Origin of the sequence: Streptomyces sp. Mut1 (genome assembly GCF_030719295.1) — a bacterium.
In the GTDB taxonomy this organism is placed as follows: domain Bacteria; phylum Actinomycetota; class Actinomycetes; order Streptomycetales; family Streptomycetaceae; genus Streptomyces; species Streptomyces castrisilvae.
The window spans coordinates 6,538,718-6,564,252 of sequence record NZ_CP120997.1 but is presented as its reverse complement, the minus strand read 5'-3'; the positions used below and the strand labels follow the sequence as shown (position 1 = coordinate 6,564,252).

Annotated in this window: 23 protein-coding genes and 2 pseudogenes; 11 read left to right on the top strand and 14 right to left on the bottom strand. The window is 70.4% G+C overall.

Annotation, left to right across the window (positions count from 1 at the left end; genetic code table 11):
* Positions 1-27: 27 nt before the first annotated feature.
* The 9 genes and pseudogenes from P8A18_RS28560 to P8A18_RS28520 all read right to left on the bottom strand — a co-directional run bounded on the left by P8A18_RS28560 (position 28) and on the right by P8A18_RS28520 (position 6,804).
* Positions 28-1,425 carry an 8-oxoguanine deaminase gene (locus tag P8A18_RS28560; protein ID WP_306059088.1) on the bottom strand — a complete coding sequence of 466 codons (1,398 nt, stop codon included), beginning with the start codon at positions 1,423-1,425 and terminating at the stop codon, positions 28-30.
* A gap of 42 nt (positions 1,426-1,467) precedes the next feature.
* Positions 1,468-1,736, bottom strand: a pseudogene (locus P8A18_RS28555) (purine permease); the annotation flags it as partial.
* 130 nt (positions 1,737-1,866) lie between these two features.
* Positions 1,867-2,790: a factor-independent urate hydroxylase gene (gene pucL / locus P8A18_RS28550; protein ID WP_306059086.1), complete on the bottom strand. Its 924-nt coding sequence runs from the start codon at positions 2,788-2,790 to the stop codon at positions 1,867-1,869.
* A gap of 7 nt (positions 2,791-2,797) precedes the next feature.
* Positions 2,798-3,190, bottom strand: coding sequence for a hydroxyisourate hydrolase (uraH, locus tag P8A18_RS28545; protein WP_306059084.1), 393 nt, complete (start codon positions 3,188-3,190; stop codon positions 2,798-2,800).
* A gap of 77 nt (positions 3,191-3,267) precedes the next feature.
* Positions 3,268-3,777 carry a 2-oxo-4-hydroxy-4-carboxy-5-ureidoimidazoline decarboxylase gene (gene uraD, locus P8A18_RS28540; RefSeq protein ID WP_306059082.1) on the bottom strand — a complete coding sequence of 170 codons (510 nt, stop codon included), beginning with the start codon at positions 3,775-3,777 and terminating at the stop codon, positions 3,268-3,270.
* Between the two features lie 176 nt (positions 3,778-3,953).
* Positions 3,954-4,331 carry a helix-turn-helix domain-containing protein gene (locus P8A18_RS28535; RefSeq protein WP_306059078.1) on the bottom strand — a complete coding sequence of 126 codons (378 nt, stop codon included), beginning with the start codon at positions 4,329-4,331 and terminating at the stop codon, positions 3,954-3,956.
* Complete coding sequence (locus tag P8A18_RS28530) at positions 4,328-4,567, bottom strand: YkoF family thiamine-binding protein (RefSeq protein ID WP_018554633.1); 240 nt, start codon at positions 4,565-4,567, stop codon at positions 4,328-4,330. Before P8A18_RS28530 ends, P8A18_RS28535 begins: the two co-directional genes overlap by 4 nt.
* A gap of 88 nt (positions 4,568-4,655) precedes the next feature.
* On the bottom strand, positions 4,656-5,831 hold the full coding sequence (locus tag P8A18_RS28525; RefSeq protein ID WP_306059074.1) for a lactonase family protein: 1,176 nt from the start codon (positions 5,829-5,831) through the stop codon (positions 4,656-4,658).
* A gap of 133 nt (positions 5,832-5,964) precedes the next feature.
* Entirely contained in the window at positions 5,965-6,804 is an 840-nt protein-coding gene (locus P8A18_RS28520; RefSeq protein WP_306059072.1) for a GntR family transcriptional regulator, read from the bottom strand.
* A 261-nt stretch (positions 6,805-7,065) separates the two neighbouring features.
* Here P8A18_RS28520 and P8A18_RS28515 point away from each other — a divergent pair, with 261 nt between their 5' ends.
* The 8 genes from P8A18_RS28515 to P8A18_RS28480 all read left to right on the top strand — a co-directional run bounded on the left by P8A18_RS28515 (position 7,066) and on the right by P8A18_RS28480 (position 17,041).
* The gene (locus P8A18_RS28515; RefSeq protein WP_306059070.1) at positions 7,066-8,334 is read left to right on the top strand and encodes an extracellular solute-binding protein; all 1,269 of its coding nucleotides are present in this window, start codon (positions 7,066-7,068) and stop codon (positions 8,332-8,334) included.
* Positions 8,335-8,387: 53 nt separating this feature from the next.
* The gene (locus tag P8A18_RS28510; protein ID WP_306059068.1) at positions 8,388-9,371 is read left to right on the top strand and encodes a carbohydrate ABC transporter permease; all 984 of its coding nucleotides are present in this window, start codon (positions 8,388-8,390) and stop codon (positions 9,369-9,371) included.
* Complete coding sequence (locus P8A18_RS28505) at positions 9,368-10,210, top strand: carbohydrate ABC transporter permease (RefSeq protein ID WP_306059066.1); 843 nt, start codon at positions 9,368-9,370, stop codon at positions 10,208-10,210. The genes P8A18_RS28510 and P8A18_RS28505 overlap by 4 nt, the downstream gene beginning before the upstream one ends.
* A 33-nt stretch (positions 10,211-10,243) precedes the next feature.
* Positions 10,244-11,836 (top strand): beta-N-acetylhexosaminidase, encoded by a 1,593-nt coding sequence (locus P8A18_RS28500; RefSeq protein ID WP_306059064.1) that lies wholly within the window; start codon positions 10,244-10,246, stop codon positions 11,834-11,836.
* A gap of 41 nt (positions 11,837-11,877) precedes the next feature.
* Positions 11,878-13,329 (top strand): cellulose binding domain-containing protein, encoded by a 1,452-nt coding sequence (locus P8A18_RS28495; RefSeq protein ID WP_306059062.1) that lies wholly within the window; start codon positions 11,878-11,880, stop codon positions 13,327-13,329.
* A 201-nt stretch (positions 13,330-13,530) separates the two neighbouring features.
* Positions 13,531-14,370: a TIM barrel protein gene (locus P8A18_RS28490; protein WP_306059060.1), complete on the top strand. Its 840-nt coding sequence runs from the start codon at positions 13,531-13,533 to the stop codon at positions 14,368-14,370.
* Between the two features lie 44 nt (positions 14,371-14,414).
* Positions 14,415-15,314: a 2-hydroxy-3-oxopropionate reductase gene (locus P8A18_RS28485; protein WP_306059058.1), complete on the top strand. Its 900-nt coding sequence runs from the start codon at positions 14,415-14,417 to the stop codon at positions 15,312-15,314.
* A gap of 269 nt (positions 15,315-15,583) precedes the next feature.
* Positions 15,584-17,041 carry a catalase gene (locus P8A18_RS28480; RefSeq protein ID WP_306059056.1) on the top strand — a complete coding sequence of 486 codons (1,458 nt, stop codon included), beginning with the start codon at positions 15,584-15,586 and terminating at the stop codon, positions 17,039-17,041.
* Between the two features lie 247 nt (positions 17,042-17,288).
* Here P8A18_RS28480 and P8A18_RS28475 read toward each other — a convergent pair whose 3' ends face one another.
* The 5 genes from P8A18_RS28475 to P8A18_RS28455 form a co-directional block, all read right to left on the bottom strand.
* Positions 17,289-18,410 carry a hypothetical protein gene (locus P8A18_RS28475; RefSeq protein ID WP_306059054.1) on the bottom strand — a complete coding sequence of 374 codons (1,122 nt, stop codon included), beginning with the start codon at positions 18,408-18,410 and terminating at the stop codon, positions 17,289-17,291.
* Positions 18,407-19,309 carry a lactate/malate family dehydrogenase gene (locus tag P8A18_RS28470; protein WP_306059052.1) on the bottom strand — a complete coding sequence of 301 codons (903 nt, stop codon included), beginning with the start codon at positions 19,307-19,309 and terminating at the stop codon, positions 18,407-18,409. The genes P8A18_RS28475 and P8A18_RS28470 overlap by 4 nt, the downstream gene beginning before the upstream one ends.
* Positions 19,306-20,427: a phosphotransferase gene (locus P8A18_RS28465; RefSeq protein ID WP_306059050.1), complete on the bottom strand. Its 1,122-nt coding sequence runs from the start codon at positions 20,425-20,427 to the stop codon at positions 19,306-19,308. The genes P8A18_RS28470 and P8A18_RS28465 overlap by 4 nt, the downstream gene beginning before the upstream one ends.
* 118 nt (positions 20,428-20,545) lie before the next feature.
* Positions 20,546-21,400 (bottom strand): hypothetical protein, encoded by an 855-nt coding sequence (locus tag P8A18_RS28460; RefSeq protein ID WP_306059048.1) that lies wholly within the window; start codon positions 21,398-21,400, stop codon positions 20,546-20,548.
* Between the two features lie 2 nt (positions 21,401-21,402).
* The gene (locus tag P8A18_RS28455) at positions 21,403-21,981 is read right to left on the bottom strand and encodes an ATP-binding protein (protein WP_306059046.1); all 579 of its coding nucleotides are present in this window, start codon (positions 21,979-21,981) and stop codon (positions 21,403-21,405) included.
* 254 nt (positions 21,982-22,235) lie between these two features.
* On the opposite strand from P8A18_RS28455, the gene P8A18_RS28450 reads away from it, so the two are divergent.
* From P8A18_RS28450 to P8A18_RS28440, 3 genes and pseudogenes are all read left to right on the top strand, one after another.
* Positions 22,236-23,519, top strand: a complete 1,284-nt coding sequence (locus tag P8A18_RS28450; RefSeq protein ID WP_306059044.1) for an NsdA family TPR-like regulatory protein — start codon at positions 22,236-22,238, stop codon at positions 23,517-23,519.
* Positions 23,516-24,082 carry a GNAT family N-acetyltransferase gene (locus P8A18_RS28445; protein ID WP_306059042.1) on the top strand — a complete coding sequence of 189 codons (567 nt, stop codon included), beginning with the start codon at positions 23,516-23,518 and terminating at the stop codon, positions 24,080-24,082. Before P8A18_RS28450 ends, P8A18_RS28445 begins: the two co-directional genes overlap by 4 nt.
* 112 nt (positions 24,083-24,194) lie before the next feature.
* Positions 24,195-25,384: pseudogene (locus tag P8A18_RS28440) on the top strand (dihydrofolate reductase family protein).
* Positions 25,385-25,535: the final 151 nt, after the last annotated feature.

Here is a 25,535-nt window from a genome sequence, read left to right as displayed (position 1 = left end):
CGGCCGGTATCGGGGGGCCGCCGGGCGTCAGGCCCCGGCGGCGATCCGGGCGAGGCGGCGGGCCTCGTCGCGGGTGGCGCGGGCGATGGCGTCCTCGTCCCCGTTGACCAGGCGGCCGGACTCGACCACCGGCTTGCCGTCGGCCAGCGAGAGGGTGACCGGGGCGGCGGCGCCGAGGACGAGCGCGATGACCGGGTCGGCGATGGAGGAGTGGGCGAGGGTGTCCAGCTTCCAGAGCACCAGGTCGGCGAGCTTGCCGGCCTCCAGGGAGCCGGTCTGCGCGGCCCGTCCGAGGACCTGGGCGCCGCCGTAGGTGCCCAGGCGCAGCGCCTGACGGGCGTTCAGGGCGCGTTCGCGGTGCGGGCCCAGGCGGTTGATGAGGAGGGCGTTGCGCAGTTCGGTGTGGAGTTCGCCGGACTCGTTGGACGCGGTGCCGTCGACGCCGAGGCCGACCGGGACACCGGCGGCGAGCATGTCCGGGACGCGGGCGGTCCCGGCGGCGAGACGGGCGTTGGACGAGGGGCAGTGGGCGACGCCGGTGCCGGTGCGGGCGAAGGCGGCGATGTCGGAGTCGTTCATGTGGACGCAGTGCGCCATCCACACGTCGTCACCGAGCCAGCCGGTCGACTCGAAGTAGTCGGTGGGGCCCATCCCGAACAGTTCGTGGCAGAACTTCTCCTCCTCCACGGTCTCCGAGCCGTGCGTGTGCAGCCGCACCCCCTTGCGGCGGGCCAGTTCGGCGCCCTGGCGCATGAGTTCGGTCGATACGGAGAACGGCGAGCACGGCGCGACGGCGATCTGGGTCATCGCGTCGAAGGAGGCGTCGTGGTACGTGTCGACGGTCGCCTCGGTGGCGGCGAGCGCGCCCTCCAGGGACTCCACCGCGAAGTCCGGCGGCAGCCCGCCGTCCTTCTCGCTGCGGTCCATCGAGCCGCGCGCGAGGGTGAACCGTACGCCCAGGTCGCGGGCGGCGCCGATGATGGCGCCCGACAGGTCGCCGGAGCCCCGCGGGTAGACGTAGTGGTGGTCCATCGCGGTGGTGACCCCGCCGAGGGCCATCATGGCGAGCGAGCCCTGCGCGGCGGCGCGGGCCATCGGCTCGTCGATGCGCGCCCACGTCGGGTACAGCGCGACCAGCCAGTCGAAGAGGTTGTGGTCGGTCGCCAGGCCCCGGGTGATCCACTGGTAGAAGTGGTGGTGGGTGTTGATCAGGCCGGGCGTGGCGAGGTGGCCGGTGCCGTCGATCCGGCGTACGACGTTCTCCAGGCCCTCGGGCGCCCGGCCGGCGCCGACGGACTCGATGCGGTTGCCCGCGACGACGACGTGTCCCGAGGCGTACTCGGTGTCGGCGGCGTCCACGGTCGCGATCGCACAGTTCTCGATGACGATGCGTTCCACCCGGTCGGGGGCTGCCGGTGCTGCCATGGTGCTTCCTTCTCTCATCTGCGGTGTGGGCACGGCAGGACCCTAGGAGGATTTGAGTGCCACGGCGGTGCGGCCGTGGGTGCCGAGATGGTGGAAGAACAGGTTGAGCGGGACGGCGACGAGCGCTCCCGCACTGGTGCCGGAGCCCGGGACGGTCCGGGCCCAGGACGGAAAGTCCGTGTGGAGGCCGGGCGCGGCGAGCGGGACGGTGCCCGCGCCGCCGGGTACGGGCAGGGGGGCGAGCCGGACGACCGTGCCGGCACCGGGAAGCGGCCGAGGACCGGCGGGGCCGCGCCCGCCGGGGCGACGACACGCTCCGGCGGGGTGGAACAGGGGCCTTCTGCTTCCGCGGGGCGGGATGCCGGCTGTGCCATGAGGGGTCCCTCCGGCCCGGCCGGTGCCCGGCCGCCGTGAGCGGGCGGGCACCGGCTCGGAGCCGCGTCAGAGGTTGGTCATGTCGACCGGGATCTGCGGCTCGACGCCGTCCCGGAGCACGGTGCCCTCGATGAGCCCGTACGGACGGTCGGCCGCGAAGTAGACCTCGTTGTCGTTCTTGAGGCCGAACGGCTCCAGATCGACGAGGAAGTGGTGGTTGTTCGGGAGCGAGAAGCGGATCTCGTCGATCTCGCTGCGGCTGTTGATGATGCGCGAGCCCATCTGGTACAGCGTCTGCTGGAGCGAGAGGGAGTAGGTCTCGGCGAAGGCGTGGAGCATGTGCTTGCGCGCCTGCTCGTAGGACTTCTCCCAGTTCGGCATCCGCTGCTCGTCGCTGGTCCAGTTGTAGCGCCAGCGGGCGGAGACGTCGGTGGCCAGGATGCGGTCGTACGCCTCCTTGAGCGTCGTGTACTTGTCCTTGACGTAGCCCCAGAACTCGGAGTTGGTCGAGTTCAGCACGGTGAGGTCCTTGAGGCCGGAGATGACCTGCCACTTCTCACCGTCGAAGGTGATCTGGGCGGTGCGGATCTCCTGGTTCCTGCGTACGAAGGAGTGGTTGACCTCGTCGGACCCGATGAACCGGGAGTTCGCGTCGGAGGTGGCGATGCGGTCCCAGGCGTACTCCTCGATCCGGATGCGCGCCTGCTTGATCGGCTCCTGCGAGGTCACGAAGTGACGGGCGAGGTGGATGCCGAACTGCTCGGCGGATTCGATGCCGTGCTCCTTGGCGAAGGCGAACACCGTGTTCTTGGTGGTGTCCGTGGGCAGCACGTGCGCGTTGGAACCGGAGTAGTGGACGTCTTCCATCTCGCCGGACAGGGCGACCGAGACGTTCAGGTCCTTGATGTGGTGGGTGTCGCCGTCCCGCGTCACCCTGACGACGCGGTTCTCCGCTTTGCCGTACTGGTTCTGGCCGAGAATCGTGGGCATGTGTCTGCTAGCTCCCTCGGTATACGGAGTAGCCGAACGGGTTGAGCAGCAGCGGTACGTGGTAGTGCTCGCCCGGGGTGACGGCGAATGTGATCGCCACCTCCGGGAAGAACGCGCCGCTGTCCCTTACGCGGGGGGCGTCCTGCTGCGCCTCGGCTTGCTTCTTGGCGGTGAAGTACGGCTCGGTCTCGAAGTCGAGCCGTACGTGGGTGGTGCCTTCCGGCAGGGCCGGCAGGTCCTTGCAGCGCCCGTCCGCATCGGTCGCGGAGCCGCCGAGCGTCACCCAGTCCGCTTCGCCGCCCGATCGGGCGGCGAGCGAGACGGCGACGTCCGCGGCGGGGCGGCCGACGCTGGTGTCCAGGATGTGGGTGGACACCGATGCGGTGGCGAAGGTGCTCAAGGCCTTCCCTCTCCTTCTGTTGGGTCGTGTCCGGCGGAACAGGGCCGGAACCCCGGCCATGATCCGCCGGACACGGCCTAGGCGTCTTCCGTGACGAGGCGGGTGAGGCGGACGCGGTTGATCCTGCCCAGTTCGGTGCGCACGTGTCCGCGCTCCCGCTCGGGCGGGTTCCCGATCCGGGACTTCACCGCGTCGCGCATCTGTTCACCGGTGGCCCCGGTGGCGCAGATCAGGAAGACATGTCCGAACCGCTCCTGGTAGGCCAGGTTGAGTTCGAGCATCTCGGCCTTGAGCTCCTCGGTGGCGCCGGCCATTCCCCGCTGTTCGCGGGAGGAGGTCGGGTCCCCGGGCTTCGGGCGGCCGATCGGCGGGTGACCGGCCATGGCCTCGGCCAGGTCCTCCGTGCCGAGGGCCGCCGTGGCGGTGTCGCTCGCGGAGAGCAGGGCTTCGGTGGTGGCGTACGGGCGGTGGGAGAGGATCGCTCGTCCCCATGCCGCACTGGCACAGACCTCGTGCAGTGCGGCGGCCGCCGCGTCGTCCGCCAGGGTGTTGAACCGGGCGAGGCCCGGCGTGGAGCTCGAAGTCACGGGAGCCTCCGTGGCTGTTCCTCGCTGTGCGTTGGTCGGGCTGCGGATAGCTAACGCCCTCCGCCACACGGCGTCAACAGTTTGTTGAAATTCCGTTCACGCAGAGGGCCGCCGTCCGGTGATCCGGACGGCGGCCCGGTCGGCCATGTGCGGCCCGCCTGCGCGTGGGCGCCCAACTACGCCCCCTTGGTGCCGTTTTCCCTGTTCAGGTAGTTGTAGACGGTGAACCGGGAGACCCCCAGGGCCCCCGCCACCGTCTCGACGCCGTGCCGTACGGAGAAGGCACCGCGTGCCTCCAGGAGCCGGACCGCCTCCTGCTTGGTCTTGCGGTCCAGCCCGGCGAGCGGCATCCCGTGCCGGCGCTCCATCGCGGCCAGGATGTGGTCCAGCGACTCCGACAGCTGGGGCAGACGTACCGCCACGACGTCCTCGCCCTCCCAGGCCAGCACGACGTCGTCGGCGCGCGCGTCCCCCGGGCCGAGCAGTTCGGCGCCCATGGCGTCCGCGAGCGGCTTCACCGCCGCGACGAGAGGGTGGTCCACCGGCCCGGTCACCTCGGGTCCTCTCCGATGACGTTGACCTGGAGCGAGACCCGGGTGGCACCCGATGCCAGCGCCTGGCGCAGCAGACTGTCCACGGCGGTGAGCACCTCGTCGGCGCCCCCCTCCGCCGTGTTGCCGAACGGGCCGACGTCCACGGCGTCCAGCTCGGCCGCCTGGATGACCTCGCGCGCGACGACCGCGTGCGCGGGCGCCTCGTCGAGATCGAAGGGCTCCGTGGTGAACTCCACCCTCAAGCGCACTGTGCCTCCCTGATGCGTTCCACCGCCGGGACGACCCGCGGCTCGGCCACGACCCTAACGCCCCGGCGGCGGCGCCCTACAGGGGCAGCACGCAGACCGCGGCCGGGGCGTCGTACGCGGTGCCCACCGGCTCCAGGGTCCCGGTGGCCGCGTCGACGCGGAGGGCGGTGACCGTGCCGGACTTCTGGTTGGCCGCGAAGAGCAGGCTCCCGTCCGGGGAGAACGCGGTGTGCCGGGGGAAGTCGCCGCCCACGGGGACGGTGTCGATCAGGCGCAGCGCGGCCCCGCCGTCCTCGGTCGCGTACCGGGTGACGCTGTTGTGTCCCCGGTTGGCGAGGTAGGCGAAGCGGCCGTCGGCGGTGACGAGGAACTGGGCGGGGTAGCTGGTGCCCCCGCCCGTTCCGGTGGACTGCGGGTCGCCGGGGGTGAGGGTGCCGGTGGCGGGGTCGTAGCCGCAGACGACGGCGGTGTTGTCGAGCTCGCAGGCCAGGTACGCGTGGCGGCCGTCCGGGTGGAAGGTCAGGTGGCGGGGGCCGGCTCCGGGGCGCAGCGCCGCGTACGAGAGCTGTTCCAGGGTGCCGTCCGTCTCGTCCAGCCGGTAGGTGTAGACGGTGTCGGTGCCGAGGTCGACGGCCAGGATGTGGCCGCCGTCGGGGGCGGTGATGATCTGGTGGGCGTGCGGCCCGTCCTGGCCGGGTCCGGGCGCGGGTGAGCTGTGGGCGACCAGGTCCGTGCGCTCCTCCACCGATCCGTCGGCGGCCAGGGGGTGCACGGCGACGCTGCCGGAGGTGTAGTTGGCGCTGAAGAGCCAGCGGCCGCCCGGGTGGACCGAGAGGTGGCAGGGTCCGGCGCCGCCGGTGTCCCGGGTGCCGAGGACCTCGAAGGTGCCGTCGTCGGCGAGGGCGACCGCGGTGACGCCGCCGTTCTGCTGCTCGTCCACGGCGTAGAGCGTGCCGCCCGTGGGGTGGAGCGCCAGGTAGGAGGGGTTCTCGACGCCGGTGACGACGGTGCGGGCGGTGATGCTCCCGGCGCTCCGGTCGTACGCGGCGACGCCGATGCCGGTGCCGCCGGGGCTGGTGGAGGTGTAGGTGCCGAGGAACAGGGTGCCGGTGCTGCGGGCGGCGGGGTGTGCGGGGTGCGGCGGGCGGCCGGGGTGGTGGCGGGCGGTGCGCGGGAGCGTGGGGGCGGCGGCCAGGGCACCGCCCGCCAGGAGTGCTCCGAGCAGGGTGCGGCGGCTGGTGGGGGATGTCATGCGAGGCACCTCGTGGGGTCGGTCGCTTCGGATGTGTCAGCCACAGTGGCCCCACCCCGGGACCACCGCAAGAGGCGCACCGGTCATTGCGCAGGGTGCAACGCCGGGCGCCTCGGGTGCCGGTGGCCGGGCCTCAGTCACCGGACTGGATGTCGCCGCGTGTGGAGGAGGTGATCGGCTCGCCCCGGGCGAAGTCCCCCGGCGGGATGCCCGGGTGGTGGCCGCCCTCGACGGGCCGCACGGCGGCGGCCGGGCCGAGTGCCAGCCGGGAGACGATCCGGTAGCGGTCGCCCCGGTAGAGCGAGTGCACGTACTCGACGGGGCGGCCGGTGGTGTCCGAGGTCAGCCGCTCGAAGAGCAGGGCCGGGGACAGCTCCGGCACGTCCAGCAGCCCGGCCTCGGCGCGGGTCACCACGGTCGGCTCGATCGCCTGGACCGCTTCGTGGACGTGTACGTCGTGGCGCTCGCGCAGGTGCTCGTACAGGTCGCCGTTCTCCAGCTCGTCGGCGGACAGGCCGGGTACGAGTTCGGCCCGGATGTGCAGGTGCTCGATGGCCATCGGGGCGCCGTCGACCAGCCGCAGCCGGGCCACGTACACGATGTCGGCCGCCGGTGACATGCGCAGCTTGCGGCCGACGCGGGCGCCGGCCTGGAGGGTGGTGAACTCCAGCAGCCGGCTCGACCAGGCCCCGGCCGCCTGCGGCACGGACAGGGCGAGGTCGGCCGAGATCAGCTCCTGGGTGATCTTCTCGGGTGCGACGAACATGCCCCGGCCGTGTTCGCGCACCAGGAGCCCGGCGGCGACCAGCTCGTCCACCGCGGCGCGCAGGGTGGGGCGGGACACGCCGAGCGTGGCGCACAGGGACCGCTCCGACGGGATGGCGTCACCCGGCCGCCGTGACTCGATCAGCTCCAGAACGGCGTCCCGGGCCCGCTCCCGTTTGAGCACCGTCCCCGATGCGTCGGCGTCCATGTGCTGCCCCCTCCTGACGTCGTACTTCCTTGACCACTTGCTGGACCAGCCCGCCCGACCGGACCACTGGTCAAGTGGATTGTAGCCGGTGCTGAGCCAAACCTCTTGGGTCGATTTTCGCGAAGATCGCCAAAAACCCCTGTAACCAAGGGGGTTGACGGCCCCATTGGTCTATGCCACCTTCATCCACCAACAAGAGGTGAGCTGTCCAGCGGCCTTCACTGGTCAGGTGGTCAGGTCCTGTTTCCCCAGAGGTGAACCGTGAAGTACCGCTTGCTTGCCGGTGGGTCCGCGCTCGTGATGGCCGCCCTGCTCAGTGCCTGTGGCTCCTCCGACGACACGGCCGGAAAATCCGCCGAAGGCCGGACGAACATCGATGTCTGGCTGATGCGCGACAGCGTCTCGGCGCAGTTCCAGAAGGAGTTCGTGAAGGGCTTCGAGAAGGCGCACCCCGGCATCCGGGTCCGGGTCCAGATCCAGGAGTGGGACGGCATCGGCGAGAAGATCACCGCCGCGCTCGCCAGCAACGACGCGCCGAACGTCATCGAGAGCGGCAACACCCAGGTCGCCCAGTTCGCGCAGAGCGGCGGGCTCGTCGACCTCAGCGACAAGGTCGAGGAGCTGAACGGCAAGGACTGGCTGCCGGGGCTCGCCGAGCCGGGGGCGTACGAGGGCAAGCAGTACGGCATCCCGTACTACGCGGCCAACCGGGTGGTCATCTACCGCACCGACCTGTTCGAGAAGGCCGGCATCGACGCGAAGGCGGTCAGGACCCGCGACCAGTGGATCGCCGCGACCGAGAAGCTCGACAAGGGCGGCACCCAGGGCATCTACCTGCCCGGCCAGACGTGGTACGCCCTGGCCGGGTTCGTCTGGGACGAGGGCGGCGACCTCGCCACCGAGTCCGGCGGCGCCTGGAAGGGCGCCCTGGACACCCCCGAGGCGCTGCGCGGAATGGAGTTCTACGAAAAGCTCCAGGCCCTCGGCAAGGGCCCCAAGGACGCCGACGAGGCCGACCCGCCGCAGGCCGACGTGATGGCCCAGGGCAAGGTCGCCCAGGTCATCTCCACCCCGGGCGGCGCCAACGTCGTCATCGAGAAGAACCCGGAGCTGAAGGGGAAACTCGGCTTCTTCCCGATCCCCGGCAAGACCCCGGACACCCCGGGTGCCGTCTTCACCGGAGGTTCCGACCTGGTGATCCCCACCGCGTCCGGCAAGCAGGACGCCGCGCTCACCTTCATCAAGGAACTCACCGGTGACGCCTGGCAGAAGAAGCTCGCCGTCGCCATGAGCTACGTGCCGAACCGGACCACGCTCGCCTCCGCGGTGGCCGGTGACCCGGGCGCCGCCGCGATGGCGGTGGGCGCCGCGAACGGCCACGCCACGCCCAACACACCGAGCTGGGCCGCGGTCGAGGCGGAGAACCCGATGAAGGACTACATGACCGCGGTCCTGACCGGCGGCGACCCGGCGAAGGAGGCCGCCAAGGCGTCCGCCGACATCACCCGGGCCATGAAGACCGACTCCTGACCCGCGGGCCCCGGCCCCGCCCGACCGTCCGAACCATCGAGAGGAGGCGTGCCGTGTCGGTCATCCGGGAACGGACCGCACCCCCCAGTCCCCTGCGCCGGGCCGCACCCGGCACATCCGGGCCGCCGCCCCGCCCGCGGTCCGGGGAACCCCGCGGCGTGTGGCCGTACGCCCTGATCGCCCCGGCGGTGGGCGGGATGCTCTACCTGCTGCTGTATCCGCTGCTGCGGGCGGTGCTGATCTCGCTCCAGGACTTCCGGCTGCGCCAGCTGATCACGGGCGACGCCGAGTTCGTCGGACTGCGCAACTACCGCACGCTGCTGTCCGATCCGCGGTTCTGGGAGGTGGTCAGGCGCACCTTCCTGTTCATGGCGGTCAATGTCGTCCTGATCATGGTGATCGCGACGCTGGTCGCCCTGATGACCGAGCGTCTGGGCCGGTTCGGCCGCACGATGGTGCTCAGTTCGCTGGTGCTGGCCTGGGCCATGCCGGTGATCGCGGCCACCACGGTCTTCCAGTGGCTGTTCCACTCCGAATTCGGCATCGTCAACCATCTGCTGACCGGGGCGGGCTTCTCCTCCTTCGACCGCTACCCCTGGTTCGCGCACGGCACCGCGGCCTTCGCCATCCTGGTGCTGCTGGTCGTCTGGCAGTCGGTGCCGTTCGCGGCGGTCACGGTCTACTCCGCGCTGACCACCGTCCCGGCCGAGCTGTACGAGTCGGCGCGGCTGGACGGGGCGAGCGCCGCCCGGATCTTCCGCTCGGTGACCCTCCCGGTGCTCCGGCCGATCTTCCTGCTGGTGTTCTCGCTGGAGGTGATCTGGACGTTCAAGGCGTTCGTCCAGATCTGGGTGATGACCCGCGGCGGCCCGGGTGACGCGACCACGATCCTGCCCGTGTACGCGGTGCAGACCGCGCTCGCCGGCCAGCGCTACGACCTGGGATCGGCCGCCTCGATGGTCACCGTGGTCCTGATGTCCGGGGTGCTCGTCCTCTACTTCCGCCAGATGCTCCGCCAGGAGGACGAGATCCGATGAGCCGTGCCCGTACCGCGCGCATGCGGCGGATTCCGCTGAACGCCGCCGCCGTACTGACCGTCCTGGTCTGCCTGTTCCCCGTCTACTGGATGATCTCCACCGCGTTCAAGCCGTCCCGGGACATCCAGTCGACGCACCCGCGGCTCGTCCCGCACACCTGGACCCTCGACCACTTCCGTACCGCCGTGCAGGCCGACGGGTTCGGATTGTTCTGGCGCAACAGCGTCCTGGTGACGGTGAGTTCGATCCTGCTCGCCCTGATCGTCGCGCTGGCGTCGGCGTACGCGGTGGCCAGGCTCCGCTGGAAGGGCCGGCGGCAGTTCATGCTGATGGTCTTCATCGCGCAGATGGCGCCGTGGGAATCCCTGATCATCCCGATCTACATCATCTCCCGCGACACGGACATGCTGGACCGGCTGCCCACACTCACCCTCGTCTACTTCATGGTCACCCTGCCGTTCTCGGTGATCGTGCTGCGGGGCTTCATCGGGACGATCCCGCCGGAGCTGGAGGAGGCGGCCCAGGTCGACGGGTGCACCAGGACCGGCGCCTTCCGGAAGGTGGCCCTGCCGCTGCTCGCGCCGGGGCTCATGGCCACCTCACTGTTCGGCTTCATCACCGCCTGGAACGAGTTCGCGTACGCCAACTTCCTGATCATCAAGCACCAGGACAGCCGCACCCTGCCGGTCTGGCTGTCCTCCTTCCAGAACACCTTCGGCACCGACTGGGGCGCCACGATGGCCGCCTCCACCCTGTTCGCCCTGCCCGCGCTGGTGGTCTTCCTGCTGCTCCAGCGCCATGTCACCTCCGGCTTCGCGGCCGGCGCCGTCAAGGGCTGACCGACGACCCCGCTCCCCTCCCGGAGGCCCCGCATGCCCGAACCCCGCCCCGAACACTCCCTCGTCCCCCGGCCGCTCAAGGTCTCCTCCCGCCCCGGCCGCTTCACCTTCGCCCCGGACACCGCGATCCGCGCCTCCCCCGGCGCGGAGGGCGCGGCCGGTCTGCTGCGCACCCTGCTCGCCCCCACCACCGGGCTCCCGCTGGCGCCCTCCGCCACCGGCCGGATCGTGCTGGCCCTGGACCCGGAGCTGAGCGGCCTCGGCGAGGAGGGGTACGGGCTCACCATCGGCCCGGACACGGTGCTGCTGCGGGCCGCCCGCCCGGCCGGCCTGCTGTGCGGGGTCCAGACGCTGCGCCAGCTCCTGCCCGCCGAGACCCTGTCCGGGGCGGGCCGGCGAAACGGACCGTGGACGCTGCCCTGTGTGGAGATCAGCGATGTGCCGGCGCACGCGTGGCGGGGCACGATGCTCGACGTCGCCCGGCACTTCCAGCCGGTCTCCTACCTGCGCCGGTACGTGGACCTGATGGCGCTGCACAAGCTCAACACACTGCACCTCCACCTCACCGACGACCAGGGCTGGCGGATGCCCGTCGCCGCCTACCCGAAGCTCACCGGGATCGGCGGCCACCGCAGCCAGTCGATGGCGGGGCCCCCGGGCGGGGTCCCCGAGACGTTCGACGGGGTCCCGCACTCGGGGGCGTACACCCGGCAGGAACTGCGGGACCTCGTCCGGTACGCGGCCGCGCGCGGGGTGCGGGTGGTGCCGGAGATCGAGATGCCGGGCCATGTGCGCGCGGCCCTCGCCGCCCATCCCGAGCTGGGCAACGATCCCTCGCGGCGGCTGGGCGTGTGGACCCGCTGGGGCATCTGCGACACGGTCCTCGGCGTCCACGAGGAGGTCTTCGACTTCTGCCGGACGGTACTGGAGGAGGTCATGGACGTCTTCCCCTCGCCGTACATCCACGTCGGGGGCGACGAGTGCCCGACGAGCGAGTGGGAGAACAGCCCGGCAGCCGGGCGGCGGGCCGCCGCCGAGGGGCTGGCGGACGCGCGGGCGCTGCACGGCTGGTTCATGGGCCGCATCGGGGCGTTCGTGACCGAGCGGGGCCGCACCCCGGTCGGCTGGGCCGAGACCGGCACCGAACTCCCCCTCGACTTCACCGTGATGACCTGGCGCGACCCGTCCCACGCCCGTACCGCCGCCGTGCGCGGCCACCAGGTGGTCGCCGCGCACTACCGGGCCACCTACCTCGACTACGCCGAGTCCGCCGACCCCGGCGAACCGCCCGCGCAGCCGGGCCCGCCGGTCGGACTGCGCGCGGTCCACGGCGACCGGTCGCTCGCCGACGGCTGGGACCGCGCCGCCGCGGGCCGGCTCCTCGGCACGCAGGCCCAGCTGTGGACCGAGTACGCGAGCACCCCGGACCGGATCGAGTACCGGACGTATCCCCGGCTGTGCGCACTCGCGGACCGCGCCTGGTCGGGCACGCGCGCCGACTGGCCCGGGTTCCTCACGCGTCTCGGCCCCCACCTGGCACGGCTGGACGCGCTCGGCGTCCGCTACCGGCCCCTGAACCCCCGGCCGCTCACCGCGGCTTCCCCAGGAACAGCGCCAACCCAGTGAAGAGGCACTCCCCCACGACCGTTCCGGAAAGGAACAGGCTGATGAAGTCACTCGCGAAGAGCCGGATACGCGCCGCCGCCGCGGCCGCCGTCACCGTGGCGCTCGGCTGTACGGCACTGGCCGCCGTCCCCGCGACGGCGAGCGCCGCCGACGGGTCGCTGGCCGTGCAGTACCGCACCGGCGCGTCCGGGGCCACGGCCGACCAGAGCGAACCCTGGCTCAAGGTGCGCAACACCGGCAGCGGGTCCGTCCAGCTCAGCGACGTCAAGGTCCGCTACTACTTCAAGGGCGAGGCGGCGGGCGACGCCTACCGGTTCGCCTGCTCCTGGGCGGTGAAGGGCTGCGGCAACATCACCGGCACCTTCGGCACGCTCGCGTCCCCGACCGCCACCGCCGACCGCTACCTGGAGATCGGCTTCACCTCCGGCGCGGGTTCGCTGGCACCGGGTGCCGACACCGGGGACATGCAGCTGCGGTTCTACCGGTCGACCTGGCAGCCGCTGGTGCAGAGCGACGACTACTCCTTCGGCGCCGGCGCGACCGCGTACGCCGACTGGTCGAAGGTGACCGCGCAGCTCGGCGGCGCCACGGTCTGGGGCGAGGCCCCCGAGGGCAACACCCCGACCGAGCCGACCGACCCCACGGACCCGACCGATCCGACCGACCCGACCGACCCTTCGGAGGACGGGCCGACGCTCTTCGACGACTTCAACTACAGCGGCCACACCGATCCGCAGATCAACGCGCACGGCTGGAGCGTCCGTTCCAACTCCGGTGGCCCCGGGGTGCCGGGGGCCACCTGGGCGCCGGAGAACGTCACGTTCGCCACGGAGAGCGGCAACTCCATCATGAACCTGGAGACGTCGACGGCGGGCAGCGGCGAATCGACCAGGCAGACCGAGATCCTGACCCAGTCCATGAAGTTCCGCAACGGCACCTACGCGGCGCGGGTGAAGTTCGAGGACGCGCCGAAGTCGGGCCCGGACGGCGACCACCTCGTCCAGACGTTCTTCACCATCAACGACCTCAAGGCGCCGATGGCGGACGACTACGCCGAGTACGACTTCGAGTACCTGCCCAACGGCGGCTGGGGCGAGAGCGGCAACATCCTCTACACGACCTCGTGGGAGACCTACCGGCCCGACCCCTGGGAGGCCGTCAACGAGCACACCGAGTCCCGGCAGAGCTACGCCGGCTGGCACGACCTGGTCGTGACCATCGACAACAGCGAGATCACGTACTACATCGACGGTCAGGTGTTCGGCACGCACGGCGCCGCGTACCTGCCGGAGCGGGGCATGTCGATCAACTTCAACCAGTGGCTGATCGACCTGGCCGGGCAGACGAGCACGACGCCCCGCGCGTACGACCAGCAGGTGGACTACGTCCTGCATGTGAAGGACCAGGTCCTCACCCCGGCGCAGGTGAACGCCAAGGTGGCCGCGTACCGCGCGGCGGGGACGACGTTCCAGGACACGGTTCCGGCCGGATGACCCGGTAGCGGCACGGCGAACAAGCGGGGCGGACGGCCGACGGGCCCTCCGCCCCGCCTTTCGCTTGCCCGGAGCCCCCGTGCGGACCCTCCGGGCCGGGCCGAATTGCGGGCACCCCCTTGACAGCCCCGCCACCCTCCGGGCAATCTTCCGTTAAGCAGAAACAAACTTCCGCAATACGGAAGGAGCGCCGAAACCCTCATGGGCTACCCGGACCAGCGCTTCGATGTGAACCTCTCGATCCTCTTCACGGAACTCCCGCTCCTGGAGCGGCCCGCGGCAGCCGCCGCGGCCGGCTTCACGGCGGTCGAGCTGTGGTGGCCCTGGATCGAGACCCCCACCCCCGAGCAGGCCGAGCTCGACGCCCTCAAGAAGGCGCTCGACGAGGCCGGCACCCAGTTGGTGGGGCTGAACTTCTACGCCGGACAGCTCCCCGGCCCCGACCGCGGCGCGCTCTCCGTGCCCGGCACGGAGTCGGACCGCTTCCGGGCCAACATCGAGGTGGCGGCCGGCTTCGCCGCCTCGGTCGGCTGCAAGGCGCTCAACGCGCTCTACGGCAACCGGATCGACGGCGTCGCCCCCGCCGCCCAGGACGAACTGGCCCTGGAGAACCTGGTCGTGGCCGCCCGCGCCGCCGACCGGATCGGCGCGGTGCTGCTGATCGAGACCCTGAACGCGCCGGAGTCGCCGCGCTACCCGCTGGTGAGCGCACCGGCCGGGATCGAGGTCGTGGACCGGGTCAACGCCGCCACGGGCCTGGGCAACGCGAAGTTCCTGCTGGACCTGTACCACCTGTCGATGAACGGCGAGGACCTCAGCCGGGTCATCACCGCGTACGCCGACCGGACCGGACACGTCCAGATCGCCGACAACCCGGGCCGCGGCGCGCCCGGCACCGGCTCGCTCCCCCTGGAGCAGCTCCTGGACGAGCTGACGAAGGCCGGTTACGCGGGCTGGGTCGGGCTGGAGTACAAGCCCGGCGACCGCCCGAGCGCCGACTCCTTCGGCTGGCTCCCGGCCGCCGCGCGGCCCGCCCGCTGAGCGCGGCGAGAGCCCCCTCCACACGTAGATCGGAAGACACCCTCATGAGCAACAACCTCCCCAAGGTCGCGTGGATCGGTCTCGGCATCATGGGCTCGCCCATGTCCGAGAACCTGATCAAGGCCGGTTACGACGTCACCGGTTACACCCTGGAGCAGGACAAGGTCGACCGGCTGGCCGCGGCCGGCGGCACCGGCGCCGGCTCGATAGCCGAGGCGGTCGGGGACGCGGACGTGGTCATCACGATGGTGCCCGCGTCCCCGCAGGTCGAGGCCATCGCGTACGGCCCCGCCGGCATCCTGGAGAACGCGCGGCGCGGCGCGCTGCTGATCGACATGTCCTCGATCACCCCGCAGACCTCCGTGGACCTCGCGAAGAACGCCGCCGAGAAGGGCATCCGGGTCCTGGACGCCCCCGTCTCCGGTGGTGAGGCCGGCGCGATCGAGGCCGTGCTGTCCATCATGGTGGGCGGCGAGCGGGCCGACTTCGACGCGGCGAAGCCGCTGCTCGAAGCGCTCGGCAAGACCATCGTCCTCTGCGGCCCGCACGGCTCCGGCCAGACGGTGAAGGCCGCCAACCAGCTGATCGTCGCGGTGAACATCCAGGCGTGCGCCGAGGCCGTGGTCTTCCTGGAGAAGTCCGGCGTCGACCTGACCGCCGCGCTGGACGTCCTGAACGGCGGCCTGGCCGGTTCGACGGTCCTGACCCGCAAGAAGGACAACTTCCTCAACCGCGACTTCGCCCCGGGCTTCCGGATCGACCTGCACCACAAGGACATGGGCATCGTGACGGACGCCGCCCGCAACGTCGGCGCCGCGCTGCCGGTCGGCGGCGTGGTCGCCCAGCTCGTCGCCTCGCTGCGCGCGCAGGGTGACGGCGGCCTGGACCACTCGGCGCTGCTGCGCTCGGTCGAGCGCCTGTCGGGTCAGCCCGTCCAGGCCTGATCCCGGCCGCCCCCTCCCTCCCTCCCTCCCTCCCTCCCTCCTTCCCCCTCCCCTCTCCTCCCCCCCCAGACTTCCGGACGGTGCCGTCGCTGACACCTGTCCTGTCGCGCCCAGGCGCCGGCACCGTCCGGAACACCCTCCCACCACGAATTTCAACAAACTGTTGACGCCGGGTTCGGGGCGTATCTACGCTCCCGACACACCCCCAGGACTCTGCCCCCTGGCCCTCGCAGTTCAGCAGCTCCCGTACGGAAGGTCGCCCCGACACCATGACGCAGCGTGTGCTTACGACCGAGTCCGGCGCCCCGGTCGCCGACAACCAGAACTCCGCCACCGCGGGTGCCGGAGGACCGATCCTCCTCCAGGACGGCCACCTCCTGGAGAAGCTGGCCCGCTTCAACCGGGAGCGCATCCCGGAGCGCGTGGTGCACGCCCGGGGCTCCGGCGCGTACGGCTACTTCGAGGTGACCGACGACGTCACCGCCTTCACCCGCGCCGGCTTCCTCTCCGAGGTGGGCCGCCGTACCGAGACGTTCCTCCGCTTCTCCACGGTCGCCGACTCGCTGGGCGGCGCGGACGCGGTCCGCGACCCGCGCGGCTTCGCGCTCAAGTTCTATACGGACGAGGGCAATTACGACCTGGTCGGCAACAACACCCCGGTCTTCTTCATCAAGGACCCGATCAAGTTTCCCGACTTCATCCACTCGCAGAAGCGCGACCCGTTCACGGGCCGTCAGGAGCCGGACAACGTCTGGGACTTCTGGGCCAACTCCCCCGAGGCCACGCACCAGGTGACCTGGCTGATGGGTGACCGGGGCATCCCCGCCTCGTACCGCCACATGAACGGCTACGGCTCGCACACCTACCAGTGGACGAACGCCGAGGGCGACGCGTACTTCGTGAAGTACCACTTCAAGACGAACCAGGGCGTGCGCTCCCTGTCCGCCGACCAGGCCGCCGAGCTCGTCGGCAAGGACGGCAGCTCGCACCAGACGGACCTGCTCCAGGCCATCGAGCGCGGCATGAACCCGTCGTGGACGCTGTACGTGCAGCTCATGCCGGCCGCCGAGGCGGCGGACTACCGCTTCAACCCGTTCGACGTGACGAAGGTGTGGCCGCACGCGGACTACCCGCTCCAGCGGGTGGGCCGGCTGGTACTGGACCGCAACCCGGACAACGTCTTCGCCGAGGTCGAGCAGGCCGCGTTCTCCCCGAACAACTTCGTGCCCGGCATCGGCCCGTCCCCGGACAAGATGCTCCAGGGCCGCCTGTTCGCCTACGCGGACGCGCAGCGCTACCGCCTGGGCATCAACCACACCCAGCTCCCGGTGAACGCGCCGCGCGCCGCCACCGCGGACAACTACGGCCGCGACGGGCTCCACGCCACCCGCTACGGCTCGCGCCACGACAAGAACTACGAGCCCAACTCGTACGCGGGCCCCGCCCAGACGGACACGGCGCTCTCCGCCCCGCTCCCCGTCCAGGGCTGGACCGGCACCCACGAGGCACCCGCCCACACCAAGGACGACGACTTCTTCCAGGCGGGCGAGCTGTACCGGCTGATGTCGGACGACGAGAAGGCCCGCCTGATCGCCAACATCGCGGGCGGCCTGTCGCAGGTGACCCGGGACGACGTCATCGAGAAGAACCTCGCCCACTTCCACGCGGCCGACGCCGAATACGGCAAGCGCGTGGAGGAGGCGGTCCGCGCCCTGCGCGAGGACTGACCCTCCCCTCGAGCCCTGCCCGCGCCGACGCGTCCACCCGGATGAGGGGTTGTGCGCGACGCGGGCAGGACGAGGCCGCGGCGGCGGTGCGATGCCAGTGCGGTGGTACATGGGCGGGCGGCCCGGTCACCAGACCTGAAGGCCCGTGCAGCCCCCCTTCGCACCACCGCCGCGGCCCCTGTTCTTTTCCCTGAACCAAGGCGCGGAGTACGGATACGGTCCCGTACTCCGCGCCCTTTTCTTGTGCTCACGGAACGACGGACCTCACCGCTTCCAGCAGTACGGCGGTGCTCGCCCCGGGATCGTGATTCATGGTGAGCGTCCGGTAGGGCAGCTGGGCCAGGTGGCCGACGAGCGCCTTGGTGGACGTCTCGGCGGGCAGGAGCCCGAAGACGTCCGGGTACCGGTTCTCGGTGGCCGAGCCGAAGAAATCGGCGTCGGAAACGCCCCGGGCCGCCGTGGTCAGTGCGGGGGCGGCACCCGGAACGATTTCCGGGAAGAGGATTCCGACGACGTGCCCTTCGGTGGCCAACGTCAGCCCGAGCCAGGATTCCAGCTGGTCGGGAAAGAACTGCGGCTTCAGCTCGGCTCCCGACGTCGTCCACAGCGGGGTGCGATCACCAGCGAGGAGCGCGTCGGTCACTTTCTGCTTCTGGGTGGGATGCATCCGCCCGCCCGCCCGGGCACGGGCGCGCACGGGCTCGTACCAGCCGAGGGCATCGAGCAGCCCGAAGCCGATGGCCGCCGCGCTGGGCCAGGGCAGGACGCGGACGACTTCGCCGTCGAGGCGGGCGAACACTCGGTCGTTGGCCAGGAGATGGAGGCCGGTACGGGCCAGGAGAAATCCGGTAGTCGTCTTGCCGGCCCCCTTGTTGCCCAGAGTGAGGAGCGTTGCGCCGTCGTTGGGGCGGGTGACGGCCGATGCATGCAGAATCCGCCAGCCGTCGGAGAGAAGGCGGCCTCGGACGACTTCCCTGGCAAGGCGTGCTGTCGCGGTGGCGACGGCCGTCTCATCGGCACCGACGATCCGCATCCGACCGGCGGCCGGGTCCCAGGCGTATGACAACCCGTCGTCCGGCTGCGTAGCCGTGACAAGGCCGGTCGCGTCGCGGATGATCAGCATCGGGGCGGTGGCGTACGTGACCTCGTCCGGTCGCCCGGCCAGCACGCGGGCTCCGAGCGCGGCGTGCTGCTCCACGTCGACATCGGCGCGGATCACCGGGCCGGTGGGCGTGCGGCCCGGGCCGACGTCAGCAGCCGTCCACCACAGGCCCAGGTACCGGCTGACCCAGTCGGTGATGGCCAGGGTGCGGCTCATGACGGTGACCGATTGGTGGCCGGCCGTCGTGATGCGGGTAGCGAAGGTCATGACGCGGACATCTCCTTGAGGGTCGAGCAGAGGTGGTGATAAGCGGACTGCAACTTGACCTCTGCGGCCGCGAGGTCGCGATTCTCGCCGGCGTCCAAGCGCGGGAGACACACGGTGGGCTGCCCGGAGGAGAAGTGCAACGGCATTCCGAGATAGGTGTTGTCCCCCGGTGCGGACAGCTCGATGAGCCCGTCCGTGACGCCCAGGACAAGAGCGAGGGCGGCCACGGTGGCAGCGGCAGGACCGGAGCGGACCCGGCCGATCCCGGCGGCGATACGGCCGGGCCGCGCCGCCATCTCGGCCCGGATCGCCTGCACGGGGACGCGGACGGCCCGACCGTAGACGGTGGTGGAGGAGGCGCAGATCACCGCCAAGTCCCCGTGCTCGCCGATCACATGTCCTTGTACGGCCTGGGCCGGCACCCCCACCTTCCGGGCCAGGATGAGCCGGTACCGAGCGGTGTCGGTGCTGGAGCCGATCCCCCACACCCGCGTACTGCAGGACACCTCCGCGTACAGGCGGGTCATCACGTCGACGGGGTTGGTCACCACGACGACCGGTCCGGAGAACCCGGCCAGTTGCTGAGCGAGGTGCCGGATCAAAAGCCCGTTGGCGGTGAGGCCCGCCATGCGGATGTCAGTCGCGTGCCCGTTGATGAAGGCAGCTCGCGGGCAGAGCACGAGGGCATCGCACGACTTCATGAGTGCGAGGCCGACCCGGCGCGCTCGCACGGGTGATGCACTGACGAGGCTCATGTCCTCCAGATCGGTGACGAGCCCGTCGGCGCTGCGTCCGTGGCGGGACGACACCATCACGGTGTCGCACCAGTCGGTATGGACCAGGAGTGCGCCTACGCCCTGGCCGACGGCCCCGGCGCCGATGATGCCGATGGCCGTCACCGGGTCGCCGCCTGCGCGACGTGAGCCAGGCACAGACGCCACAGGTCACGCCCAGAAGGCAGGAGGGCGAGCGTGGAGGTGCAGAGATCGAGCATCTGGCAGACAGCTCCGGCCCTGGCGACCACGGCCGCAGCGTTACGGGTCATCGGCAGACCCGTCGGATGGGAGAGGTACGTAGTCAGGATGTTGGTGGTGTCCATCAGCCACAGGGTGACGAGCTGCCGCAGATGCGCGCCCTCATCCAGGGCGGACAGGCGCGTAGCCGCAGCGTCTGTATACACCGCGACCTGTTCCAGAACCATGCGGACGGACTCTTCTCCGGGCCTACGGGCGACCAGGTCGAGAAAGAGCCGGGAGAGAAGCTTGGCGAGGTCGCCGCAGGGCGGGTCACGCATGAGGCCCGGGTCGATGAACGTGGGCCGGCCACCATCGGACGGGAACAGCACGTGCTCCGGTTTGAGGTCCCCGAAGATGACCCTCCTCAACGGCGAGGATGCGGCAGCGTTGGCCCGACGCACGCGGAAAACGATGTCTCGGAGCACTTCCTCGTGTGGCGACCGTCGCAAGTACCCAGCGTCCCCTGCGCCGTTGAACTTCCGTTGGAACGTTCCGGGGATCGACCTCTCGACAATCGGTGCATGGTCGACCAGCGCCGCGACCTCGCGTCCGCGCCGCACCGGAGCGAGTTCCTGGTGCACGAGATGCAGCAGGTCAGCTGTGCGCCCCGGGGACGCGGCGATCAGTTCGGCGAGCGTCGCTCCGTGAACGTACGCAGTGAACAGGACCCCGGGCCGGTAGCCGACAACCTCCGGTACGCACAGCCCTACGGCGGCGAGCACCTGGATCTGTTTGGCCTCGCGCTCAAGAAGTGTGTCCGGTCCGGCGAGGTAGGCGCGCTGAGCGGCCTTGACCATGGGCCAGTCACCGCCACTCCCCCGGATGACGGAAACCAGGGACATCCCAAGCAGCTCCGCCTTCGCGTACAGCATGCTGCCGTCGACGGTGAGCCGCTGTACATGGCTGGTGACGCTCGGGACGACAGCGCCGAGCCGAACAGCGGAGGTCGGCCACAGCTCGCGTGCGGCTGCCGCGATGCTTCCGGTCGCGTGGTCGGCCACCAATTCCGGCGTGGGGGCTCGTACGACGTCGGGGTACGTGGCGCTCGTGGCAGGTTGATACACAAGACACTCATTTCTTCCGGATCGACCGGTACGAGGGAGTTGACCGCGTGGCACATCAGTTGCCCGGCCGAGCGGAGCCTGCCGATGCGGCGGTCCGGTGCAACGTGTCCGCGAGGAGCAGCGCGTCGTCGGCGTCCAGGTAGTCGAAGCGGACGCGGTTGCCGCCGTGCCGGCCTCGGCAATGTCCGCAGGTGGGCACCGACTCGACAAGCAGCACCTGGCCGGTCGCGGAGATCACCCGCTCCAGTTCCCGGGCGAACCGCTCGTGGTCGTGCCAGTCCCCGAGGTCGAGGTCGCGCAGGACCGACTCGTCACCGCCGAGACTGCGATAGAGCAGCGCGCCCGCGTCCATATCGAACATGCCGATGTCGATGAGGGACCGGATCCCCATGGTCTGAATGCCGGGACGCCGCTCGACGCCGATGTGCGCCAGCGCGCGGTGCAGCTGCAATGCCGCGTTCTGCACCTCGGTCAGACGCGCTTCGATCAGCCTCCCGAGGGCCCGGACTTCCCTCTCCGAGGGCAGGGTGAGAAGCAGCTCGTGGCCGGGGCACGGCAGGGGCTGTTCGAGGCGTGCCACGTCGGCGGTAATGCCTTCGGCGAGCAAGTGGGCCCGCACGTCTCCGTGCGTCCACGGGTGGGCGGCCGAGGAAACCAACCTCAGGCGCCAGCCACCCGGCGCGGGGTCTTCCTCCAGCTCGAAGTCGAGACCGGCGTACTCCAGTACAGGCTTCAGCGCGCTGGCCGGGGCCACCGCAGTCGTCAGCGATTTCGTCATCGGGTAGTCCTCGTGAGGTAGGTCGAACACCTGCTTGCGTGTGCGGTGGCAGGCCGCTCGATGGCGTACCGCGCGGGCGGAAGACGGTGTCCGCAGCTCGTTGGCACAGTCGCCCAGCCAGTAGGTCGGCACACTCAGAGATCCTTGATGCCGACGAGCACGCGACCGATCAAATTCGCGTCGGCCCGTGCGTCCTTGGGCGCCCGGAGGCCATTCGATGCGGGCCGGTCCGGGAACGCCGCCGAAGCGTCGCGGCCCTCATTCGGCCCCATGGCAGCGAGCGCGACCTCGGCCCACACCACTTTGCCCGGCGCGCTACGAGCCGGGTAGTACCCCCAGGCCCTGCTCATCGCCGCCACGATGAAGACTCCCCGCCCGCCCGTCGCACAGACACCGACCTCCTTCAGAACGGGCGGCCTCGGATCGCGGTCCCACACCGACAACCTGACGGCTCCGGACACGGCCTCCAGCAACAGCTCGAAGGTCTGCACGCTGCTCGGCGGCGAGAACGGCGGCGTCGGCTCCTCGCCGTCCTCCGAGTGCCGCACGGCATTGGTCGCCAGTTCCGACACCAGGAGCTGCGCCGTCTCAACGACGTCGGCACAGACTCCCCAGCCCGAAAGAACATCGGCAGTGTGCAGCCGCGCCAGAGCCACGGCGTTGGGCGTATCCGCCAACGCGAGCCGGCTCGTCCGGGGCGGTTCGTGGGGCATGGCAAGCCTCCTGAGTCGAGCTATGAACTCGTGGAACAACTGCGTGTGGTCTCAGGACCCGCTCCACTCCCAGTAGCCCTTCAGGGCGGAACGAGTCGTTACCAGTCGCTCGCAGTGAGTGACCGACACCCAGATAACTCCCCTCCGCCGAGGGCTGGTTAGGGCGTTCACTTGCTCGCCCAACGGGCTCCCCTAGGGCGTTTTGACCTGGCCTTTACCTGGTGGGCCGAGAGCCCGGCGGCTACCGTGCCCGCATGGACGCGATCCGCAACACCGTCCTTGAGACGTGGATGACCGAGCATGGATACAGCTCCAACAGCCTTGCTGACGCCGTGAACAGCGCTGTCGAAGAGCTGACGGGACGCCCGGGCGGGCTCGACGGGTCATCGGTCAGGGGGTGGAAGGCAGGCCGAGTTACTTGGCCGAAGTCAGCAACCCGTACCGCTCTCGAAAGCGTCACCGGATTACCCGCCGTCGCTTTAGGGTTCGTGCCACGGGGCCGGCCCTCACCCACCCCCGCCTCATCGCAGCCAGAGGAGTCCGACATGAAGCGCCGCACTCTCGTCGGCGGCATCGCTGCGGCTGCTGCCGCAGCGGCAGCCCCGGGGACCGTGTCACCACGCCGGATCGGCATGAGCGACGTCAACCGGCTGAACAAGCGCTTCGCCGAGATCATCGCCAACGACCACCGCCACGGCGGGCAACCCCGCATCGAGGAACAGGCCACCGCGCTCGCCGACGAGGCACTCAACCTCCAGAACGCGGGCAGTGCCACGCAGCGAGTGCGCAGCAGTCTGTATGCCTCCGGAGCCGCGTTCCGCTCGTCCGCGATGTGGGCAGCCATCGACGGCCGGCGCTACGAGGCCGCGAAGGCGCACATGCGCGAGGCGCAGGCCCTCGCGGAAATGTCGGGTGACCAGGCGATCAAGTTCCGCATCTGGAGTCATGCGGGCACCATGTACCGCCACATGGGCCGCCCCGCCGACGCAATCGCCGCCAACGATGTCGCCCGCAACCTGCATCTCACCCGCCGTGACCCACTGTTCGCGTCCCTCGGCCTGGCCCGCCAGGGAGCCATCCACGGCACGGCACAAAACCGGACCGAGACACGTCGCGCGTTCGAGCAGGCGCAGGACGCCATGCTGCGCGCAGACCCCGCTCACCACCGGCCGGTCTGGCTGCTCGCTTTCTATGACCAGGCCGAACTGGACTCCCTGGCTCTCTCCGCGTACCTGGCGCTCGGCGACTACCCGACCGCCGAGTACCACGCCCACCGCTGCCTGGCCTCGCGCCGGCCCCACATGGTCAGGTCTCGCGCCATCACCACGACTCGTCTCGCCCACGCCCTTCTGTCGCAGGGGGCGGCCGACGCCGCCACAGCCACCGCCATGCGGGTCCCCGCAGACGCCGCCACCCGCCACGCCCGCGTGTCGCGCATGCTCCAAGAGTTCGGGGCCGCCCTCCGCGCCACCGCACCGCGCAGCACCACCGTCCAGGCCTGGACCGATCACACCATCACCTGGAGGACGGCCGCATGACCACAGCACCCACCACCGCGTTGCGTACCTTCACCAGCTTGGACACGATCCGCGGCGACCTCCTCGATGTGTACGCCGAGGTACGCTCCCCGCTGCTCCACCTGCCGAACTACGCGGTCACCGCGTTCGGCGAACGCATCGACCGGCACTCCACCGAACCGGGATTCACAGCCGTCCTCGCGTACGCGGACAACCAACCGGTCGGCTACGCGTACAGCAACACCATCGAGCACGGCGACCGCTACTGGCAGCGCACCAGTCCCGCTCCGGCACAGCAGTACACCGAGCGCCCGGCCATGGCCCTCAAGGAGATCGGCGTGCACCCGGCCTGGCGCAAGACCGGCACCGCCCGCCGCATCCACGACGCTCTCCTTGCCACCGGCAACGGGCCGTACGTCACGCTCATGGTCAACGGTGCCGCAGGCGACGGAAAGGTCCACGCGCTCTACAAGGCATGGGGCTACGAGGACATCGGCCATAGCCAGCCGTCACCGGCGTCGCCGGTCCTCACCGTGATGATCCGTGACACTGCTGAGCCGGGAGACGGGCACCGCAGAAGCTGACCCCGGGTCCCAGCCTCGGAGTCTTGCCCCTGGGCATGCCATCCTGGCGTCGCGCACGACCGGAGCGTCCTGCACCTCCTGGTCCTTCGGCGCCAAAATCCTGGAGACATCCATGCCACGTCCGTACGTCCTGCTGTCCGCAGCAGTATCGATCGACGGCCATCTCGATACCCGTCCGGGCGAAGACCGACTCATGCTGTCGAACAACGCGGACTTCGACCGGGTCGACTCCGTACGAGCCGGCGTCGACGCCATCCTCGTCGGCGCCGGGACTTTACGCGCCGACAACCCGCGCCTGCTGGTCAACTCGGCGCAGCGCAGGGCGGCCCGGCTGGCTTCCGGCCAGTCGGAATTCCCGCTGAAGGTCACCGTCACCGCCACGGGAGACCTAGACCCGGGCTGGGAGTTCTGGCACCACGGTGGAGAGAAACTCGTCCTGGCCGCCGGCGACGCGGCCACCAGCAAGACTCGCGCCAACCTCGGTGACCTGGCGGCCGTCCACACCGTCCCCACCGAGTCCGTATGGCCAGCCGCTCTCGATGCTCTGGGTGATGTGTACGGCGTCAAGCGGCTCATGGTGGAGGGCGGCGGCACCGTACACACCCAACTCCTCGCGGCGGGGCTGGCCGACGAACTCCATCTGGTGATCGCCCCGCTGCTCGTCGGCCAGCCGGACGCGGTACGCATGCTCGGCCCGGCCGCCTACCCGGACGGCCCCGCCGCGCGCCTGCGGCTACTGGAGACGCGGCAGATCAACGACGTGGTACTCCTGAGGTACGCCCCCAAGGACACCTCAACGGAGCCACGATGAGCACGACGCCCCCCTCGCCCGACGCCCCGGGAACAGGCCGCGAGCCGAATGCCGCCGACGGCAGATGGCTCGCCCGCGCCTGCGAACTGGCCGCCCTGTGCCCGCCCTCGGAATCCGCGTTCAGCGTGGGCGCGGTCATCGTCGCCGCCGACGGAACCGAACTGTCCCACGGCTACTCCCGGCAGTCCGACCCACACGACCACGCCGAAGAAGCGGCACTGGCCAAACTGCCACCCCAGGACCCCCGTCTCACAACCGCCACGATCTACAGCTCCCTCGAACCCTGCGCAAAACGAGCCTCCCGCCCCCACCCGTGCGCCCAACTCATCGCGGAGTCCGGCTTGCGACGCGTAGTCACGGCGTGGACCGAGCCAGACACCTTCGTCCCCGGCGCAAACGGAACCAAGACACTCGAAGACGCGGGCGTATCGGTCGTAAGGATGGCCGAGTACGCGACTGCTGCGCAGTCGCCCAACGTGCACCTGCTTTGACTTTCAGTCGTCACAGCGCGCCAACTCGAAGATCGTTCGTCAGGAGCCGTTCTGATGAGGGAAGGCGTCGAGAGCGGGGAAAGCAGCTCGTTCTGCGATGCCTGGGCTACTACGGTGGCGCGATGACGCACGTGCGGGAGATGGATGAGGC